This window comes from Geobacillus sp. BMUD (assembly GCF_013096845.1).
Taxonomy (GTDB): domain Bacteria; phylum Bacillota; class Bacilli; order Bacillales; family Anoxybacillaceae; genus Geobacillus; species Geobacillus vulcani.
Genome location: NZ_SDLA01000001.1, coordinates 103,600 through 121,888, shown reverse-complemented (window position 1 = coordinate 121,888; position 18,289 = coordinate 103,600). Strand labels below are relative to the sequence as shown.

Annotated in this window: 20 protein-coding genes and 1 pseudogene; 6 read left to right on the top strand and 15 right to left on the bottom strand. The window is 52.8% G+C overall.

What is annotated here, in order from left to right:
- Positions 1–163: 163 nt before the first annotated feature.
- The gene (gene glcT, locus ETC05_RS00565; RefSeq protein ID WP_031404801.1) at positions 164–1,021 is read right to left on the bottom strand and encodes a glucose PTS transporter transcription antiterminator GlcT; all 858 of its coding nucleotides are present in this window, start codon (positions 1,019–1,021) and stop codon (positions 164–166) included.
- Positions 1,022–1,173: 152 nt separating this feature from the next.
- Here glcT and ETC05_RS00560 point away from each other — a divergent pair, with 152 nt between their 5' ends.
- Entirely contained in the window at positions 1,174–1,995 is an 822-nt protein-coding gene (locus tag ETC05_RS00560) for an alpha/beta fold hydrolase (RefSeq protein WP_171660154.1), read from the top strand.
- Positions 1,965–2,093, top strand: a complete 129-nt coding sequence (locus ETC05_RS18015; RefSeq protein ID WP_013145936.1) for a hypothetical protein — start codon at positions 1,965–1,967, stop codon at positions 2,091–2,093. The genes ETC05_RS00560 and ETC05_RS18015 overlap by 31 nt, the downstream gene beginning before the upstream one ends.
- Before the next feature lie 315 nt (positions 2,094–2,408).
- On the opposite strand, the gene ETC05_RS00555 is transcribed toward ETC05_RS18015, so the two are convergent.
- From ETC05_RS00555 to ETC05_RS00535, 5 genes are all read right to left on the bottom strand, one after another.
- Positions 2,409–3,578: a cation:proton antiporter gene (locus tag ETC05_RS00555; protein WP_171660153.1), complete on the bottom strand. Its 1,170-nt coding sequence runs from the start codon at positions 3,576–3,578 to the stop codon at positions 2,409–2,411.
- Between the two features lie 301 nt (positions 3,579–3,879).
- Positions 3,880–5,172 (bottom strand): ATP-binding protein, encoded by a 1,293-nt coding sequence (locus ETC05_RS00550; protein WP_031404807.1) that lies wholly within the window; start codon positions 5,170–5,172, stop codon positions 3,880–3,882.
- A gap of 55 nt (positions 5,173–5,227) precedes the next feature.
- The gene (locus tag ETC05_RS00545) at positions 5,228–5,473 is read right to left on the bottom strand and encodes a YueH family protein (protein ID WP_171660152.1); all 246 of its coding nucleotides are present in this window, start codon (positions 5,471–5,473) and stop codon (positions 5,228–5,230) included.
- 65 nt (positions 5,474–5,538) lie between these two features.
- Positions 5,539–6,288 (bottom strand): SDR family NAD(P)-dependent oxidoreductase, encoded by a 750-nt coding sequence (locus ETC05_RS00540; RefSeq protein ID WP_171660151.1) that lies wholly within the window; start codon positions 6,286–6,288, stop codon positions 5,539–5,541.
- A 328-nt stretch (positions 6,289–6,616) separates the two neighbouring features.
- Positions 6,617–7,291 (bottom strand): hypothetical protein, encoded by a 675-nt coding sequence (locus ETC05_RS00535; protein ID WP_171660150.1) that lies wholly within the window; start codon positions 7,289–7,291, stop codon positions 6,617–6,619.
- A gap of 341 nt (positions 7,292–7,632) precedes the next feature.
- Between ETC05_RS00535 and ETC05_RS00530 the strand changes: the two genes are divergently transcribed.
- The 3 genes from ETC05_RS00530 to ETC05_RS00520 all read left to right on the top strand — a co-directional run bounded on the left by ETC05_RS00530 (position 7,633) and on the right by ETC05_RS00520 (position 9,142).
- Complete coding sequence (locus ETC05_RS00530) at positions 7,633–7,821, top strand: hypothetical protein (protein ID WP_031404815.1); 189 nt, start codon at positions 7,633–7,635, stop codon at positions 7,819–7,821.
- Between the two features lie 205 nt (positions 7,822–8,026).
- Complete coding sequence (locus tag ETC05_RS00525) at positions 8,027–8,611, top strand: cell wall hydrolase (RefSeq protein ID WP_031404817.1); 585 nt, start codon at positions 8,027–8,029, stop codon at positions 8,609–8,611.
- A 351-nt stretch (positions 8,612–8,962) separates the two neighbouring features.
- Entirely contained in the window at positions 8,963–9,142 is a 180-nt protein-coding gene (locus tag ETC05_RS00520) for a YkvS family protein (protein WP_013523278.1), read from the top strand.
- 30 nt (positions 9,143–9,172) lie between these two features.
- Here ETC05_RS00520 and ETC05_RS00515 read toward each other — a convergent pair whose 3' ends face one another.
- From ETC05_RS00515 to ETC05_RS00475, 9 genes and pseudogenes are all read right to left on the bottom strand, one after another.
- Positions 9,173–9,832, bottom strand: a complete 660-nt coding sequence (locus ETC05_RS00515; RefSeq protein ID WP_171660149.1) for an NAD(P)H-binding protein — start codon at positions 9,830–9,832, stop codon at positions 9,173–9,175.
- Between the two features lie 83 nt (positions 9,833–9,915).
- A pseudogene (gene queF / locus ETC05_RS00510) lies at positions 9,916–10,245 on the bottom strand (preQ(1) synthase); the annotation flags it as partial.
- A gap of 300 nt (positions 10,246–10,545) precedes the next feature.
- Positions 10,546–10,719 (bottom strand): tunnelling fold family protein, encoded by a 174-nt coding sequence (locus tag ETC05_RS00505; RefSeq protein ID WP_371878428.1) that lies wholly within the window; start codon positions 10,717–10,719, stop codon positions 10,546–10,548.
- A gap of 48 nt (positions 10,720–10,767) precedes the next feature.
- Positions 10,768–11,502 (bottom strand): 7-carboxy-7-deazaguanine synthase QueE, encoded by a 735-nt coding sequence (gene queE / locus ETC05_RS00500; protein WP_171660148.1) that lies wholly within the window; start codon positions 11,500–11,502, stop codon positions 10,768–10,770.
- On the bottom strand, positions 11,502–11,939 hold the full coding sequence (gene queD, locus ETC05_RS00495) for a 6-carboxytetrahydropterin synthase QueD (protein ID WP_171660147.1): 438 nt from the start codon (positions 11,937–11,939) through the stop codon (positions 11,502–11,504). Before queD ends, queE begins: the two co-directional genes overlap by 1 nt.
- On the bottom strand, positions 11,936–12,607 hold the full coding sequence (gene queC, locus ETC05_RS00490) for a 7-cyano-7-deazaguanine synthase QueC (protein WP_031404827.1): 672 nt from the start codon (positions 12,605–12,607) through the stop codon (positions 11,936–11,938). The genes queD and queC overlap by 4 nt, the downstream gene beginning before the upstream one ends.
- 170 nt (positions 12,608–12,777) lie before the next feature.
- The gene (locus tag ETC05_RS00485) at positions 12,778–13,890 is read right to left on the bottom strand and encodes a GerAB/ArcD/ProY family transporter (RefSeq protein WP_031404829.1); all 1,113 of its coding nucleotides are present in this window, start codon (positions 13,888–13,890) and stop codon (positions 12,778–12,780) included.
- Positions 13,891–13,916: 26 nt separating this feature from the next.
- Positions 13,917–15,002: a Ger(x)C family spore germination protein gene (locus tag ETC05_RS00480; protein WP_031404830.1), complete on the bottom strand. Its 1,086-nt coding sequence runs from the start codon at positions 15,000–15,002 to the stop codon at positions 13,917–13,919.
- 12 nt (positions 15,003–15,014) lie between these two features.
- Positions 15,015–16,529 (bottom strand): spore germination protein, encoded by a 1,515-nt coding sequence (locus ETC05_RS00475; protein WP_031404832.1) that lies wholly within the window; start codon positions 16,527–16,529, stop codon positions 15,015–15,017.
- A gap of 140 nt (positions 16,530–16,669) precedes the next feature.
- On the opposite strand from ETC05_RS00475, the gene ETC05_RS00470 reads away from it, so the two are divergent.
- Positions 16,670–18,280, top strand: a complete 1,611-nt coding sequence (locus ETC05_RS00470) for a methyl-accepting chemotaxis protein (protein WP_031404834.1) — start codon at positions 16,670–16,672, stop codon at positions 18,278–18,280.
- Positions 18,281–18,289 lie beyond the last annotated feature (9 nt).

Here is an 18,289-nt window from a genome sequence, read left to right as displayed (position 1 = left end):
GGAGCGGGCGCTTCGAGGAAGCTGGCGCAATAAAAAAGGCATGACTAAAGAGAGGCAAAAAGAACGCTTACAACAGCGCCTAAATGGATTCGCAGCTGTTGCCGCCTTGTTTGCCCTCTTTACTCATGCCTGATCGAGTCAGTAACACGTAAAGCGAGACAACCTATGCAGTTGTATTGTTCTTTTTCTCCGCCAACCGTTGCAAATGCAACGTCAAATAGACCGCCTCGGCATCGTCCGCCGGCAGATGAAGCGTTTGCTGCATGACTTTGACCAACTTCCATGCTAGATTATAGCATAATGGATACGCTTCCTTCAAGATTTTCGACAAATTTTTTGGTTCTTCGACTTTTTCGCCTTTTTTCATCCGCTCAATCGCATAGCGCAAGTGACGGACAAACCGCAAATAATGAATGCTCTCGCGATCGATTTCCACGCCAAGCTGTTGCTCGACAATTTTCACGAGATCAGCGATGAGCTGGGAATAACGATTGGCTTCCGACACGCTTTGTTTGGAAATCGCGCTATGAATATGAAGGGCGATAAAGCCTGCCTCCCCTTCAGGCAGCACAATCCCAAGCCTTTGTTCAATCATACGGGCCACTTCGCTGGCAATTTCATATTCCAACGGATACAAGCTTTTCGTCTCCGCCAAAAACGGATTTTTGACATCAAGCCCCTGTTCGAGCCGCTTTAATGTAAAAGCGATATGGTCAGTCAGCGCCACATGGATGTGCTCGTCGAGCGGCGCGCCCACGCGTTGCTGAATATATTGAACCACCTCGCTCATGAGAGCGATGAATTCTTCGCTCAATTCCGGAAGCAGCTTTTTATATTGCTCTTGTTCGCGTTCATTTTTCAGGACAAAACATTTTTCCACAGCGCTCTTGGCAATCTCATCCCCCCGTTTTTTGCCGAAACCGATTCCTTTGCCGAGCAAAACGACTTCGCCATATGCCGGATGGGAAGCGATTAACACGTTGTTGTTGAGCGTTTTTTCGACGCGAAATGGCTGTTCCATCAAGCTCCCTCCTTTCCGTACCCATCGTCTGCCGTTGACCTATGCAGACTAAATTATAAACCGGACGGGCCATCGCTCTCAATGACGTTTTTTTGGATGGGGCGCCGCTCTTCTCGACATACTAATAAGAGGGCTGGGAGGGAGGAAAGAATATGCCATACGTATCGATCAACCGACGAGTCCGCCTTTACTACGAGGAAAAAGGAGAAGGAACACCGCTTTTGTTCATCCATCCCCCAGGAATGGGGCATGCCGTTTTTTGCCGCCAAGAACCGCTCGCCCGCCATTTCCGCCTTATTTTGTATGATATGCGTGGAAACGGGCAAAGCAGTTCGTCAGATGCGCCGATCACCGTACCGCTGCTTGCTGACGATATTTCCGTATTGCTCCGCGCCCTCGGCGTTCGGCGAGCCATCATTTGCGGCTACTCAAACGGCGGATCCATTGCGCTCGACTTCGCGCTCCGCTATCCCGAGCATGTCGAACAGCTCGTTTTGATCGGCGGGTTTCCGGAAGTGTGCACCCCGCTTTTGTTCAGCGAGTTTTTGCTCGGCATCTCCGCCGCAAAACTTGGGGCCATCCCGCTGCTTGCGTCGGCTCTTGCTTGGGGGCACAAAACGAACTGGCGTGAATGGCAACTGTTGCGGCGGTACGCGCGGCTGACCAATAAACGGGATTTAAGCGCCATGTACCAGGCTGGGCTTGTTTATGGATGCACAAAACAACTGTCTTCCCTCCGCTTGCCCGTGCTCCTTATTTATGGAGCACGCGATCGCTACATCCAGCCATATATCGCTATGTTCCAACGTTATGTGCCGCATGCAGATATCGTGTTCATTGACCGGGCCCGCCATCAAATTCCGACCAAACATAGCAGCGAACTAAACAGCATTTTGCGGGCATACGGCAAGCGGAGCGAAACTGGCCGAAAGGAGGGGATCGCATGTCGAACAAAGGGAGACAAAACAAGGTGAGCCAAGAAGTAGCCAACCCGACCGTCTCCAAGGCGGAGGCAGAAATGGCCAAAGACAGCGTGGATACGGCGAAACAAGCGAAAAAAAATCGCTCGTAACAACAGCAAAGGGCTGCCTCACGAGGCAAGCCCCTTTTCTTCGTTCCCGTATTGGCCTTTTGTTGCCGCCCATCTCCCTTATCGAAGCCATCGGCTGTCGGATTGAACGCCCTCCCGCCTACGCGTACGCTTAGAGGTGGGAGATTCTTGAGAACACCTGCCCCATGGCGGGTGCATGTACGCTCACGCGTGGAAGTGGGGTCTTCTCTTCCCCAGATGATAACGATCACACAAATCGGCCTTCACGGCGCCACCTCCGCCTAACGGCCAATAACAAGTTAGACAGTTTCCCGCGGTGCAGCGCCGAGCTGTTGGTTATATAGTCTGGCGCACCGGGTGAAGACGGCCGAAAATCATCTTCAACAGCGGCGGAGTCACGACGGTCGTCACTAATACGACGATGATCATGACCGCAAACATGTCCGTATCAAGCAGGCCGGCTTCCAAGCCGATGCCGGCGATGATGAGCGCCACCTCGCCGCGCGACACCATGCCAGCCCCGACCGCCAGCGAGCTTCCCCACGAAAATCCGGCCCATTTTGCCCCCAGCGCGGCGCCGACAAGCTTTGTCAAAATCGCGAGCGCACTCCAGCCGACAATGAGCGGCCAATGTTCGACGATGCCGGAAAAGTCGGCCGCAACCCCGATGGAGGTAAAAAAGACAGGGACAAACAAAGAATAGGCGATCGTTTCCACTTTCTCAAATACTTCTTTCCGATAGTCCGTAAAACTCGCGCCAAGCCCGGCCATATAGGCGCCGATGATCGCCGCCACTCCCGTCACTTCAGCGAAGTAAGCAAATGTAAAGCAAATGATCAAGCCAGCCGACACAACCGTTTCCGTCACACGCAGCGGGGCAAACCACTTTAATACGAGCGGGATGGCTTTCCAGGCAAGCAAAATGGCAACAGCAAAGAAGATGACTTTTTTCAGCACAACCGCTCCAAGGTCAACGTCGCCGCCGGTCAGGCTTAATAAAAACGCCAAAGCAATGACAACCAACACGTCGTCGATGACCGCCGCGCCAAGAATGGCCGACCCTTCCTTCGACTGCAGACGCCCCATCTCCTTGAGCGCCTGCACGGAAATGCTGACGCTCGTTGCCGATAGCAAGAGGCCGACGAACAAGGCTGCCCCGATCTCCATACCGAGCGCTGTTCCAGCCGCATACCCGGCGAGCAGTGGAACGAGAATGCCGAGCACTCCGACCGCCACAGCGGCTTTTCCGGTGCGCCGAAACTGATCCATATCCGTCTCCAGGCCGGCGATAAACATGAGCAAAATAACGCCGATTTGACTTAACTCCTGCAAAAGATCCGTATCCTTGATCACACCGAGCACGCTCGGGCCAAGCACAATGCCGATGAGCAGCTTGCCGAGCACGGCGGGCTGACCAAGGCGCACAGCGGCATCACCGGCAAGTTTGGCGGCGAACAAAATGACTGCCAGTTGGGCGATGAACACACCATCACATCCTTTTCCCATTCTCCCTCCCAAGACTACGTTTATCATGTGCAATAGGTTTCATTTTTAACGGATTTCCGAAAGAAGTCTCCCACTTCCAGCAAAGCGAAGCAGGAATCGTTCCCTGCACGATCGGCAGCTTCGACCCTAAACAACTGAAAGAGCAATTTTACGAACCAAAACGCGCTGTGCACCGACAAGGCCTATGGTGATCCGCAAAGCGTCGGCCTCTGCCCACCATGCAACTCGGCTGCCTATCAGCCATTGATTGAGCCGTTGGCCCCAAAAACAGACATACTTGCTCTGGCGGGGACGCCTGTTGTTATGACAGCGCATTTTGCCGTCCGTTTGCGGCTTTGACGCCACCGGACGGAAACGTCAAATGAACTGTCGTTCCCTTCCCGACTTCGCTTTCGATCCACATCGTTCCTTTATGTTCTTGAACGATTTTCATGCTTGTCGTCAGTCCGAGCCCCATTCCTTTTTCTTTCAAGGTGAAAAACGGTTCACCGATTTTCTGCAGCCGTTCTTTCGAAATGCCGACGCCGGTGTCGGCAACATCGACATAGATCTTCCCGTCTGCTTCAGCAACGTGGACGGATAAACAGCCGCCATCAGGCATCGCTTCGATGGCATTTTTCATAACGTTCAACAACACTTGAACAATTTGGTTTTGATCGCCGTACACACAAGCTTTCGGAGCGGTGTTATGGACGGAAATGGAAACGTTGTTCAACGTCGCCTCATGGCCAATCAAGCTGATGACATACGAAATGGCCTCGCTCAACAAAAACAGCCGATAATCGTGGCTTTGCGGCTTGGCGAGCACCAGCAGCTCGCTGACAATTTGGTTGATGCGGCCGAGTTCACTTAACATAATGCGTATATAATGATCATTCACTTCGCGCGTTTCTTGCATCATCTGAATAAATCCTTTCATGGAGGTGAGCGGATTGCGGATTTCATGGGCAATGCCGGCGGCCAGCTCGCCAAGGACGGAGAGCTTTTCTTTTTTCAAGAGCAACTCCTCGGCAAGCTTTTGCTGGGTAATGTCGCGGCCGATGGTCAACAATCCTTTGCGCGCTCCGTTTTCGTCAAAAAGCGGCACTTTAATGACGTCAAACGTCTTCACTTCCCCATCCGGCGTCGCAAACGACTCCTCGCGGCGCGTCACCGTTCCGCTCTCCCACGCCTCGCGGTCTGATGCAATGCACTGTGCAAACGCTTCTTTAAAAAACGGCACAAGCTCGCCAAGCTCGCGGTCCGTCTTCCCGATATAATCGATCTGTTCGAGGCGGTACAGCCGCCGGCCAAAATCGTTGACGCGCAGCCATCGCCCCTCGCTGTCTTTAAAGCAAACGAAATCTGGCATCGAATTGATGAGCGTAAGCAGCTGCTGTTCATTTTCCTCGGTCTTTTCCAGCTGCTCGCGCTTTTTTAACAGCTGGTACAAAAAAATGGCCGAGAGCAAAATAAACACGGCCCCTTTGGCGGCGCCAAGCGCCATATATACATTGCGGCTGATCGACATCATATTGAGCAGGGTGTCGGTGGCGGCAATCCATAAAATGCTGCCTATGATATATACTGCGATTACTTTTGCTTTGTTGACCACGTTGTCATCGAACCCCTAACATGCAAAGTCGCGGCGGCCGCGGCCGTCCGCCAGGCTACATTTCCCGCGCCCAGCCGAGCAGACGCGCGGCCAAAAGAGCGGCGCGCTCATGGTCAAGCCGCTTTTTTAGCGATGCCTCAAGCCGCTCAGCCACCGCCTCCGCCTCTTCCTCATAGGCGAACGAAAATGACCACTCAAGCGCCGGAATGGCGATCACGATATATTCCTCTTTTCGATTTTCGTAAATGTAGACGTTAGCCGGAGCTTGTCCGTCCATCACCGGCGTTTTGCGGATTTTCATTTTTCCGTCCCACCTTTTCCGTTGAAACCGTCTCCGTTTTGTTTATTTTAACAAACACCCACTCCCTACTCAATATAAATCATTTTCCTTGTCATTCCCCCATCGATGACCAAATTTGCTCCGGTGATAAAATCGTTTTCCTCATCGCATAAATACAGACAAGCGCGGGCGATATCGTCCGGTTTGCCCACGCGGCCGGCTGGGTGCTGCCGGTGATCAATGTCTCGCAGTTGTCCGTAATCGCCCGTTTCAATCCAACCGGGGCTGATGCAATTGACACGAATGCGATCATCCGCAAAGGACAACGCCAACGCATGAGTCAAAGCGACAAGGCCGCCTTTTGATGCAGCGTACGCCTCGGAATTCGGCTCAGACATGAGCGCCCTTGTCGAGGCAATGTTGATGATTGCTCCGCCTTTTGCATTGCGGCGCATATATTTCGCCGCTTCACGGGAGGCAAAAAAAGCGCTGCGCAAATTCGTTGACAGCACGTCATCCCACTCCTCAACCGTCAGCTCATACGGCGACTTCCAGCGTGAGACGCCGGCATTGTTGATCAAATAGTCAATGCGGCCGAAGCGGCCGGCAGCTTCTTGTACAAACCGCTCAATATCGCCCACCTTCCGCACATCAGCCGCCACAAAAATGGCCTTGAACCCGTCCGATTGCAATTGCGCGGCGAACGCTTCACTGTTTTGGACATCGCGGTCGATGATCACGACGTTCGCTCCCCGTTTTGCAAATGCTCTAGCAATCGCCTTGCCGATCCCGTTCGCCCCACCCGTGACAATGGCTGTTTTCTGTTCCATACCCATATACAATCCCTTCCCCCTTCCTTTTTCCATTCAACCTGATAGATTTGTTTTCTAGACTTTCGTTCCCAAGAGAAACTCTGTTCCTTATTATACCATCAGTGTCAGTGAAAAAACATGTCCGCGGCAAAAAGGAGACGGCCGCGAACGCCAACGTTCCAGCCGTCTGACCCGCAAAGGGCTTGAAACCGTTCCAAATTTGGAAAAGACCGCAGTGGAACAAGAAGCGCCTCACTTCCACAGCGCCGGATCGTGGGCTAGTCTTTGACACATAGACCATTGTCGTTTTTTCCATAGAAAAGACCGCCATTCGGCGGTCTTTTTTGGCATCTTACCGATAGGGGCCATACGAGGTTGGAAAGCCAGACGCATATGGGATTCCTCCGCCATAATATGGAGGCAGCGGCGCAGCAGGATAGCCATAGCCATACGGCATCATCGGAGAATACGGCTGCGGCGCCATCGGCGGATAGTACAGCGGCGCATACGGAAGTGCGCCGGGAACGAAACCATGTGCGGTGCCATCGGCCATTCCAGGCAACGTGCCAGGAACGGCAACGGGAGCCGTGCTGCCAGCCGGAGGAACATTTTCTGCGTACGGAGCCGTCATGCTATACGGAATAGCGGTGTCATCATGCGTCATCGGCGGCGTGTTTTCTTTCCCACCCATCGGCCAAACGGAAGCATGGGCCATATTCGGCACGGCTCCTAACCCGATCGGCGGCGTCGGCGGCATCATATCGGAGCTGTCCGGGCTGCCAAATCCGTCCGGACTGTCGGGACTTTCGAGGTGAGCCGGACTGACAAGCGGCGCCGGCGGCGCAACCGGTGGACACCAATAGCCATAAGGCGCTGCAGGCGGATAATACGCCATCGGCATCGCTCCGGTCGGCATCACTCCAGCTGGCAGCGGAGCCATCGGTGGCACGTTATTGTCCACTGCCCCAGCTTCATAACTCAAATTGCTTTGAAGCGGATCATTCATATACGGATCCCAATGATTCATTGGTCCTCTCCCTTTCTCGCTGATGTTCTCGGGGCGCGTACCCACCCATATTGTATGTCGAAACAAGCAAAGGGTGTTTGCCCGGCTAAAATATAGGTATTTAACCTAATATATCGATGCAACAAAAACGTTTAACATATCCTTTGGCTTGAAAGATCGAACAATCACTCGCTTCACAGACCCATACATGGGTTTAAAAGCAGCGTTGTTCGTTCGCTCGCCAGTCGATCCAATGCTCAGTAAAAGCCGCAAATGTGAAAGTTTCAAATTGCATCTATACAGATGACGGTGCTACGATAATAACGATGATCATGCCGGATGAACGCTTGGAGGGACATGCGATGGATGAAGCACTGGCAGCCAAGCAAATCGAGGAGTTGCGAAATGGAACGATTTCAGAATTGCTGGTCAAAAAAGAGGACTTTCCGATTTTCCGGGCGGTGCTCGTGAAGCAACCCGACTTCAAACAGTTTCGCGGCATCGCCCAGCGCGGCGGCCACGTGATCTACCATTATCTTGAATCTCCGTGAAGTTGATCTTCCTGTTTTTCCTTCCATCCTATCCCGGCTTTCGCCCCAGAAAGCTGGGATGTTTTGTGCATGAAAAAATTTCTAGCCCCTCTACGACTCTAGTGATTTCAACACATACAGCATTTTTCCATCAATTAGATAATGACTCATCCTTCTATCCTTGCTACGCTAGTAGCGAGTTTGCAAGGCAAAAGGAGGGATGTCGATGAAACAAGCAAAAGCATGGGCGACGGCTATGTTGTGCGGCATATTTTTCCTTGCCGGCCATGCCGATGCGGCGACGATCCACACCGTCAAGCGCGGCGATACGCTTTGGAAAATTGCGAAACAATACGGTGTGCCGCTGAAACAACTGAAACAAAAGAATCGCAAAGGCGATCTATTGTACCCTGGCGAAAAACTCGTCATCCCTGATGCCGGCATCACAGCGGCAGAAAAAGATTTGCTTGCCCGCCTCGTTCATGCCGAGGCGAAAGGGGAGCCATACGCCGGAAAAGTGGCCGTGGCAACGGTCGTGCTGAACCGCGTCGACCATCCGGATTTTCCGGATACGATCCACGATGTCATTTATGAGCGCTCTGGCGGCCATTATGCATTCACGCCGGTCGCAAACGGATCGATCAACGAACCGGCCGACCGTGAATCATACCGCGCCGTTGAAGAAGCACTTGCTTTTCGCGGTTTAGGAAACGGTTCGCTGTATTTCTACAATCCGAAAACGGCGAAAAGCAAATGGCTGCGCTCACGTCAAGTGACCGTCGTCATCGGCAACCATGTGTTCGCCAAATAGGAAAAATGGAAAGCAAGAGGCGTTGACGCTTCTTGCTTTTTTCAAAATAACGCTTCATTCCCAAAAGGTGCACTTGGCTTTTCATGGACAATATGATAGAAATGTTCATTTAAGGAAATCATTTTTAGCTCGCGCATCATGAGCGTCTATCAAGTACATTTTTATGGGAAAGCGCCAAAATAAAAAACTTTAGGAAATAATTCTCTTTACTTGCGCATAAAAATAGGGCAAACTAATAAAAAGGCACCCATCCCGCCGACCAAGGGACGGGTTCGGGAATCAGGTCGGCCTCGATTCCGACGGCCGTTCGCCTGAACGGCCATCCATCATTTTGTTTAAAGGAGAATGATGATGATCAAAAAAGCAAAAGTCGGAGATATTATCGAGTTTAAAAATGGGCTGCGCGGCATTGTGGAGAAGGTGAATGAAAACTCAGTCATCGTGGATTTAACGTATATGGAAAACTATCGTGAACTCGATTTGCAAGAACGGACGGTTGTCAATCATAAAAACTATAAAATCGTCGAATAAAAAAGAGGCTGCCAAGAGCCTCTTTTTTGTTTACGAAGTGCGGGCGAGTTCATCACATTCATAGATATGGACGCCGCTCGTTGCTGACGCCGCCCGGTAAAACATCGCCAAAGCAAGCTGATGGGCGTCAACCGGCTTGTACTTTTTCCATTTGCCGACGAACAAAAACGGAAGACGGCCTAACAACCATCCGGCTAACGCTTCACCGAGGCGGAACTCGCGACGCTTGCCGACAAGCAGCGACGGACGAAAAATATGAAGCGATGGGATGGAAAGCCGTTGCAGCGCTTCTTCCGTCTCTCCTTTGACTCGCTGGTAGAAAAACGGCGAACAAGGGTCAGCGCCGACCGAAGAGACGGTCAAAAAGCTTTTCACGCGGCACTTTTCCGCCATCGCCGCAGCGCGCAGCGTATATTCATAATCGACTTGAATGAATTGTTGCTTCGTTTTCGCCTTTTTGCGCGTCGTCCCGAGGCAGCAAAACACATCGTCCACATAAAAATATCGTTCGTACGATTCAAGCCGCACAAAATCGACGACGACTTGCTGCAACTTTTCATGTTCCACCGGCAGCGGAGTGCGGACGAAAATCGTCACACCGCGGTACAAATCCGACTGCAACAACAGCTTCAGCAACTCTCCGCCGACCAAACCGCTCGCTCCGAGCAAAAGGGCTGTTCTTCGCTCCAACTTTCAAACCTCCAAGGCCACAAACATTCATCGTTCATTATATATGAGCTGGAGCGAAAAAACTACCTCTTTTTTTGACGGTTTCAGCGGTTGTCGATTTTTTCTGGATACAAGTCATGATTGAGCAGCCGGTATTCCGCCATTTTTTCGTATTTCGTCCCCGGGCGCCCCCAGTTGCAATACGGGTCGATGGAAATGCCGCCGCGCGGGGTGAATTTGCCCCACACTTCGATATAGCGCGGCTCCATGACTTTGATCAAATCGTTCATAATGATGTTGACGCAGTCTTCGTGAAAGTCGCCATGATTGCGGAAGCTGAACAAATACAGCTTCAGCGACTTGCTTTCGACGCATTTTTTGTCCGGGATGTAGCTGATGTAAATCGTCGCGAAGTCCGGTTGTCCGGTTTTTGGCAACTGTTTGCCGACGCAAACAGGTGGACTATATCTTATTCTTATTCAGCTGCGATACTGAATAAGAACCCTTGCGCTTCCACCGCGGCAACAATGTGCAACGGTGTACTCTACTCTCTTCCTTCAGAGCTACTCTTACTCGCTTCACTCTGAAGTGATTTCGATAGTCTCTGCACCTTCCTCAAACGGAGCAACCGCTTGCCGTCTGAGGCTTGGCTCAGGGTCGGAAAAGTAGGGGGGACCTTTTCTTCCCCTGAATTCACAAGGTTTAGCCGACAGCGTCACCGCTGAAGTGTGCCCTTATTGACACAACGTCGTAAACTCCGGACAATTGAACTTCACGAAATAATCCCGGTCAGGATGTTTGTTGTCAAACACTTCAAGAAGATTCGGATTGTACGTAAACGAATAGGTCGTCCCTTGATTGCCAAGCAGCGTCAAGTCTTTCAATTCTTCCTCTTTTCTTCCCGCCATTCCTTCATTCCTCCCTGATTGATCTATGCCAAGTGAGCCGCCCCTGCTTTACACGCCGCGCTTGTTTCCCCAAAGGAGCGTGTGCAGCTGGGGCAGGATGTGGACGTCCGCCAGCTCCTCCGACTCGGCCGCTTGCTCGACGAGCCATTGCAACCGGCTGAGAAGCTTCGCGCGGAGTGCAGCCACCTCGGAAGCGGCCACATCGGCGTTGCCCGTCTGCAAGTAAAACGGAACGCCTGGGTAGCGGCGGTGCACCTCTTTCGCATACGCCAAATCGGCGTCGTCAAACACGACGACTTTCAAGCTGACGCGCCGCGCCCGGCTTCGATCGGCCAGCAGCCGCCCGATGATTTGATCGAGCGCCGCCCAGTCGGTGTCCATCCCCGAGCTTGGCGGTTTCGGGGAAAGGGTGACGTCGTCAATGTCAAGCAGCCAATCCTGCCAGCGGCTCCCTTGCGTTTCGACCGCCACCCGCACCCCTTTTTCATGAAGGAGCGCGACGAGCTCACCGAGTGCGGCGATCAGCAGCGGGTTGCCGCCGGAGATCGTCACGTGGCGGAAGCGGCGGCCGCCAATGGCTTCAAGCCGCCGCCAAATGTCGTCTGCCGTCAGCTGCTCGATCTCGTCTTTGGCCGATCCATCCCATGTAAACGCTGAATCGCACCAGCGGCAGCGGTAGTCGCAGCCGGCGGTGCGGACGAACATTGTCTTTTGGCCGATCACCATTCCCTCTCCTTGGATGGTCGGACCAAAAATCTCCAACACCGGAATCGTGCGCGCCATTACCGCTCCCCCGCTTTCGGCCGATAGACGACATAGCTCGTCGGCGTTTCGCGGACAAACACTTGCAAACATTTCGGCTTGTGCGGCAGCGTATCCAAATAGCGCTGAATCGTTTCATAAATCGTGCGCGCCACCACTTCCGACGTCGGAAACCGGTTCGGGTCATGACGGTCAAACCAATCGCTATGGTCGTTAAGCAGCGTATGGTCCAATTTTCCATGGACAAGCTTCTTTACCGTTTGGAAGTTGACTAAAAAACCGCTCTCATCGAGCTCATCGCCGGCGATCGTCACATTGACAATGTACGTGTGGCCGTGCACGTTGGCGCAGCTCCCGGCCGCTTCATGCGGGATGAAATGGGCGGCGGCGATGTGCATGTCTTTGTTCAACTCATAGCGGTAGTGATGCGTCACCTGCGGATAGAGCTGATGCATCATCGCGCCTCCACCTCCGCTTTTTCCCGCAAATATTCCTCCAACCCGCGCTTGCGCAACACGCACGCCGGGCACTCGCCGCAGCCGTCGGCGATGACGCCGTTGTAGCACGTCAGCGTCTTCGTGCGAATGAACTCGAGCGCCCCGAGCTCATCAGCAAGCTTCCACGTCTCCGCTTTCGTCAGCCACATGAGCGGCGTATGAATGACAAATTCATAATCCATCGCCAAATTCAGCGTGACGTTCAATGATTTGATAAATACATCGCGGCAGTCCGGATAGCCGCTGAAATCGGTTTCGCACACACCTGTCACCATATGGCGCGCCCCCCGCTGTTTGGCAAGCACGGCAGCGAATGATAAAAACAATAAATTGCGCCCGTCCACAAACGTCGTCGGCAGCTCGCCTTCCTTTTGTTCAATGGCGATGTCGCGACGCGTCAAGGCGTTCGGCGCCAACTGCCCGAGAAGCGACAAATCAAGCACCGTATGGCGGACGCCAAGTTCTGCGGCGATGGACGAGGCCACTTCTATTTCTAGGCGGTGGCGCTGGCCGTAGTCAAACGTCACCGCTTCCACGTCACCAAACTGCTTTTTCGCCCAAAACAAACACGTCGTGCTGTCTTGGCCGCCGCTAAAGACGACGACCGCCTTTTCTTCCTTTCGTTTCATCATCATCCACCTCCTTCTGAATGAGCAGAAGAAGAGGTTTCCAAAACAAAAAGGCCATACCCCTAGGATACAGCCGTCCCTAGTTTTTTATAGAGGGTTTTGCTAGAAACCTCTCCCGTACAAACGTACGGAATTGTATTCTTCTGTTTTCTTTTTTCACTATACCATATTTACGGCTTTTGTTGTAGCGTTTTTTTCACCTTTTCCACCACCCACACGCTGACGCACAAAAGCGGAACATAGACGGCGACAAGATACAATCCGAGCTTGGCCGTCCATTGGCTGATCCGTTCGATGTCCGCTTTCTCTTGAAGCAAGAGCGTGCCGATAAACAAAATGACAAGAAGCACAGGCAGCGACCGGCGCTGCTGGACGGCGAACAGCTGTTTCACAACCCGCGTCGCCGCCCAAACCGAGAGGGTGATGATCGGAAACACGACAAGCACATAAATCGAGATGACGATGTATTCCATCCGTTCGATAAACGGCACTTCCGGAATTTTCGCCAGCGTCAACGTCGGCCATGTCACGTGCTGAATTTGCTCTTTGTTATAAAACACGATCGAAATCAAAACGATCACAAGGTAAATGAACGTTGTTAAAGCATTGGCCGCGTGCGCCCATTTTTGCGAAGACGGCGCGTTTTTCACAAATGGGTAGTACATCAGCAGCATTTCAAATCCTAAATATTGCAGCGTCATCTCTTTGGATGCTTTGGCGAGCTGTCCAAATGAATGATCGAATACCGGCAGCAAGTTTCGATATTGCGCGTACTCCAACGGGAAAAACACCATCGGGAAAATGGTCGCCAGCGGAATGACCACCCCCCATACACACAGTCCTGTCACGACGCGGAATCCGCCAAGGACGGCGTAATAGGTGAGCGCCAAAAAAATCAGGCTGAACTGCCATGTTCCCATGAACGGAAACACCCATACTTTAATGATTTCGATGTACGACTGCAGCACCATCAGCGCCGCCAACATATAGTAAAGAAACACCCCTAAGCTCAATAGGCCGCCAAACCACCGGCCAAAATAATGTTGATGAAGCAAGACGATATCCCCGCCGAAAGGAGAGCGGGAAAGCAGGCGATACATGAACCAAATCAACAAGTGGGCGGCCAGCCCGGTCAGAAGCACCACCATCCATGCGTCCTGCCCGACCGCTTTCATCAGCGGCCGTTGGAAGCTGAGCGCCCCAACCCCAATTTGCGCAGCGTGGACGACGAAAAAAACAAAAAACGGGGAGATGAGAAATCGGTCTGGAATCGGCTGTTTCATGGTCTTCCCTCCTCATGATCCCCGTCTTATTCGCCAATGCCCGTGTGGACGATGTCGACTGTCACATGGGGGCGGATGTCCAAGTCCGGATATTCGCGGTAAAACGCAGCCCGATCCCAATGTCTTGTGATACTGCGGACAAAGTCGCCGAAGCCAAGCGGGTCAATTCGCTTTTTTTGAAAAGAGCGGAATAAACGTTCCATATTGTGTTCCAATTCATTTTCCATTTTTTTTCTCACGCTATCCAACAGCTTCCCCTTTACCGGGTCGAGCCATGACGGATAATCTCGCACCGATGCATGAATATGAACGGACACATCGAGGCGATGGCGGCTTCCGTCACGTTTCCATTCATATTTCGGCTTCGCCCATAAGTTTTGCAGCATGACCCGATCCTCGCCTTGCTTTCCGCGATTCCCAACCTTCAGCTGATAAACGCCGTTTTTCGTTTCCCCGAGCAAAATTTTCATTAAAAAGGCATCGCGCAAGCTGACATGCCCAACATATTTGTCGTCGCGAAACAACGCGATCCCCTCGAGCTTCACAAAATCGCCTTTTTTCTCAAAGTACGGCAAAAACGGATCGCTCCCCGGGGAAAAATAGCGATACAAAAACAGATGCAAATTCGTTTTCGGCAAGTTCATCGACTGTTCATTTTGCTCGACGAGGTTCGGCAAATACAGCGTATCGCTGAGCGTCGTCTTCGCTGTGATTTTCAACAGCTCCTTGGCGCTGTCTTCGGCAACGCCAAGCAGCAAATGGCTTCCGACCTTGTTGTTGCGTGCGAGGCTGTGCGTAATCTGCGTCACTCCCCGCTTCGCAAACTCCTTGCCGAACAAAATGAGACGCAGTTGCCCCTCCTCAATCGGCAGCGCCGATTTCGACGACAGGCGTGGGATGAGATCGTAAATCGTTGGCGATGTCGTCGTCAATACGTTCGGTTTCGTCATCGGCCCTTGTTTGAATGTCGGGTACACGGCTGTCCCCGTATAACGGCCGTTTTCGAAATCATAACCCATTTGCTGGATAATTTGAATTTCGTCAATCGGCCGCGAACTGGCGCACCCGCCCAGCAACAGCAGCGCCCCGATCCATAGCCACCCACGCCGCATCATGATCCCCCTTTACTCATCAATATCGCGCTTTTGCTTCGCTTCATTCGGATCAAAGCGAAACCGCGACCATGGACGAAGAAACTGCGGCCGCTCCGCCGCTTGGCTGTACGGCGAACGAATAAACGTATCGTCGAGGTTGCGCACACGCAACGGGTAAAACGGAACCAAATATGGATAACCAAACGATTGCAGCCGGCCTAAATGAATGAGCAGCCAACAGATGGCAAAAGCAATCCCGACCCCGCCCCAGCCGGCGGCGAACAAAATAAAGGGGAAACGGATAAACCGAATCGTGTTGGACATTTTGAAAATCGGCGTGGTAAACGATGCGAGCGCGGCCAAGGCCACGACAATCAACAAAATCGTGCTCGTCAAACCGGCGTCGACGGTCGCCTGCCCAATCACAATCCCGCCGACAATCCCGAGCGTTTGCGCGACTTTCGTCGGCAGCCGCGCCCCGGCTTCACGCAGCAGCTCGATCGTCACTTCCAAAAACAGCACTTCGAGCACGGGCGGAAACGGCACATTGGAACGCGAATAAATGATCGGGCCGAGCAGATCCTCGGGAATCATTTCGTAATGATATGTCAAAACGGCCACATAAATCGGCGACGCCAGCACGGAAAACGCCACGCCGAAAAACCGGATCAGCCGAAAAAACGAACCGAGCACCCACGGCAAATAGTAATCTTCCGGCGACGTAAAAAAATCGAACAGCGCCGCGGGCCCGATCACCGCATACGGCGAACCGTCGCAAAGCACCGCGACTTGTCCGGAAATGAGGGCATACACCGCCCGATCGATCCGCTCGGTCGAGATAAAGAGCGGAAACGGCGTCCGCGAATTGTCAGCGAGCAGCTGATCCAAAATCGCGTTGTCAAACACGACATCGAAGTGAATCGTCTCAAGCCGCTGCGTCACCGTTCGGACCACTTCCGGATTGGCCACGCCATCGATATAGGCGACGACGACTTTGGTTTTGGACATTGAGCCGACTGACATTTCACGAAATACTAAGTTGGGCGCAACGATTTGCCGCCGGAGAAGATGGAGATTGACGCCGACGTTCTCGACAAAACCGACTTTCGGTCCGACGACGCTGAACTCATTTTCCGAATCGTTGTTTTCCCGCAGCCCCAAATTTTCAGCGGCGGCGCTCATGAGCGCCGCTTTGTTTGGTTGCTCGCGGAAGGTGACAGCGACAAACCCTTTCAGCACCTTTTCTTCAATCAGCGCGATGTCTTCGCTCACTTCAATGCGCTGAATCGGCACGATTTGTTGCAATTCTTCGAGCCGGATGGTCGGATGCTTTGGAATGTCATTTTGCAGATGACAAAGAATCCGCTCTTGCAATAGTTGGGGATCGACGAGCGAATCAAAATAGTAAATGGACAGCTCCTTGTCCCCAACAAGAAATGATAATTCGACAAAATCGCTCGATTGCCGCAGTTGTTCCCAAAGTTGCGAAATCGGGCGCTTGGGAGGGCGTTTTCTCTTTTTTTTCCAAAACATGAACAAACCCATGGCCATCCCCTCGCCTTTCCGTTTACAGCATAGTCTTCCAATCGATAGATATTTTTATGCATCCCCCTTTCATCCTATTGATTCGACAAAATCTTCTATATATTATTGAAAATAGACAAACGAAAAAAGGAGAATCGTCTATGAGCGAACTGACGAAACAGCGCCGGGCGAAACGAGCCTTGAAAAAAGTGACGGCAACGGCAGAAGCGCTGCGAGAGGTGATCGATCGAACGCGTCCGCTCGAAGAACAGCTTGACCGCATCCGCGCCTTTTTAGACGATCGGCTCGGCCGTGATGAATATTTTGTTGTTGTCGATGAAAGCGGATACGGGCTTATCCATACGAACCGCCTCCGCGAGGGAAGGGTGTTTGCCGACCCAGTCGGGCTCGCCGCCGCCCGCACGAACGAGCCGCTATTGCAAGTGTACGAACGCGATACCGGCGAAGTGTTGATTGACGCCAGCTGCCCGCTTTGGATGGAGCCAGGCGGAAGACGGTTCAATCTGCGGATGGGAAGGCTCATGCATCGTCCGTATTTGCAATGGGTGTTAGCAAGCATCGCCATCGCTCCGGCAGCTGTCGGGCTGGCCGCCTCCGCCGCCGGGGCGACGCCTGTTTTTGCCGCGCTGTTTGCCGCTTTATTTGGGCTTGGGCTCAGCGCCGCTTGGCATCGAGCCATTGCCGCCGAGCTTCGCCATTGGTACAGCGTCGCGCGCACCGTCTCCTCAGGTCAATTGCAAACGGAAGTGAAAACGAAGAAAAAACGAGATGAATTTCATCAAATCGCCTACGAAATCAACAAAATGATTCTCGGCATCCGCACGATCATCAATGAACTTGGCAAAGCAGCCAAAACTGTGCATGATGTGAGCGTTGAACAGCAGATGGAAATGCGCCGCCTCTCTGAATCATTCGACGAAATCGCCGCTGCTGTTGAAACGTTCCGCGAAGGAGCAAAACAACAAACGACCGCTGTCGAGCAAGCGGGTGACGTCATCCAGCAGATGGTGAAGCGCGTGCAGCTCATGCGGGCTGCCGTTGAACGCGTCGTACGGCAGGCGGGCGACGCTTGGTCGTCGGCAGCAGAAGGCATTCGCCTCATTGAGGAAACAAAAACAAACATGGACGCGATGCAGCACGGCATCAATGAAACAACCGCCCTCATTGACAAAGCCGCCCATGAAGCGGCGCGCGCCCATGACATGATCACCGCCATTCGCACGATCGCCAAACAGACGAACTTGCTCGCCCTAAACGCCTCGATCGAAGCGGCGCGGGCGGGTGAAGCGGGCCGCGGTTTTTCCATCGTCGCCCAAGAAGTCCGAAAACTCGCCGAAGATACAAACGCGTTCGCCGCTGAAATTTTCGCCTCGCTCGACGCCATGACGAACGCGCTCAAGGAAGCCGTGCAAGCTGTACAAGGAAGCGGTCTCCGTGTTGAAACGACGAAAAACTCGCTTTGGAAAACAGGAGAGACGTTCACATCGTTTCAGGGCATGTTCGCCCAGCTGAACGACTTGCTTCAGCAAAACGAATCCTACGTCAACGCCATCACCGCCGACGGCGAGCAGCTCGGTGAACTGATGGGAGACGTACGCACCGTGGCCGCCGATTTTTCAAACATGGTGCAAGAAACCGCATCGGGACTTGAGCAACAAACGCTCGCCCTTCACCAACTAGCCCGGGAAGCAGACACGTTGGCTGCTGCAGCGCACGATTTAGAAAAAATGATCGCCCGATTCCACTCATAACGAAACAAA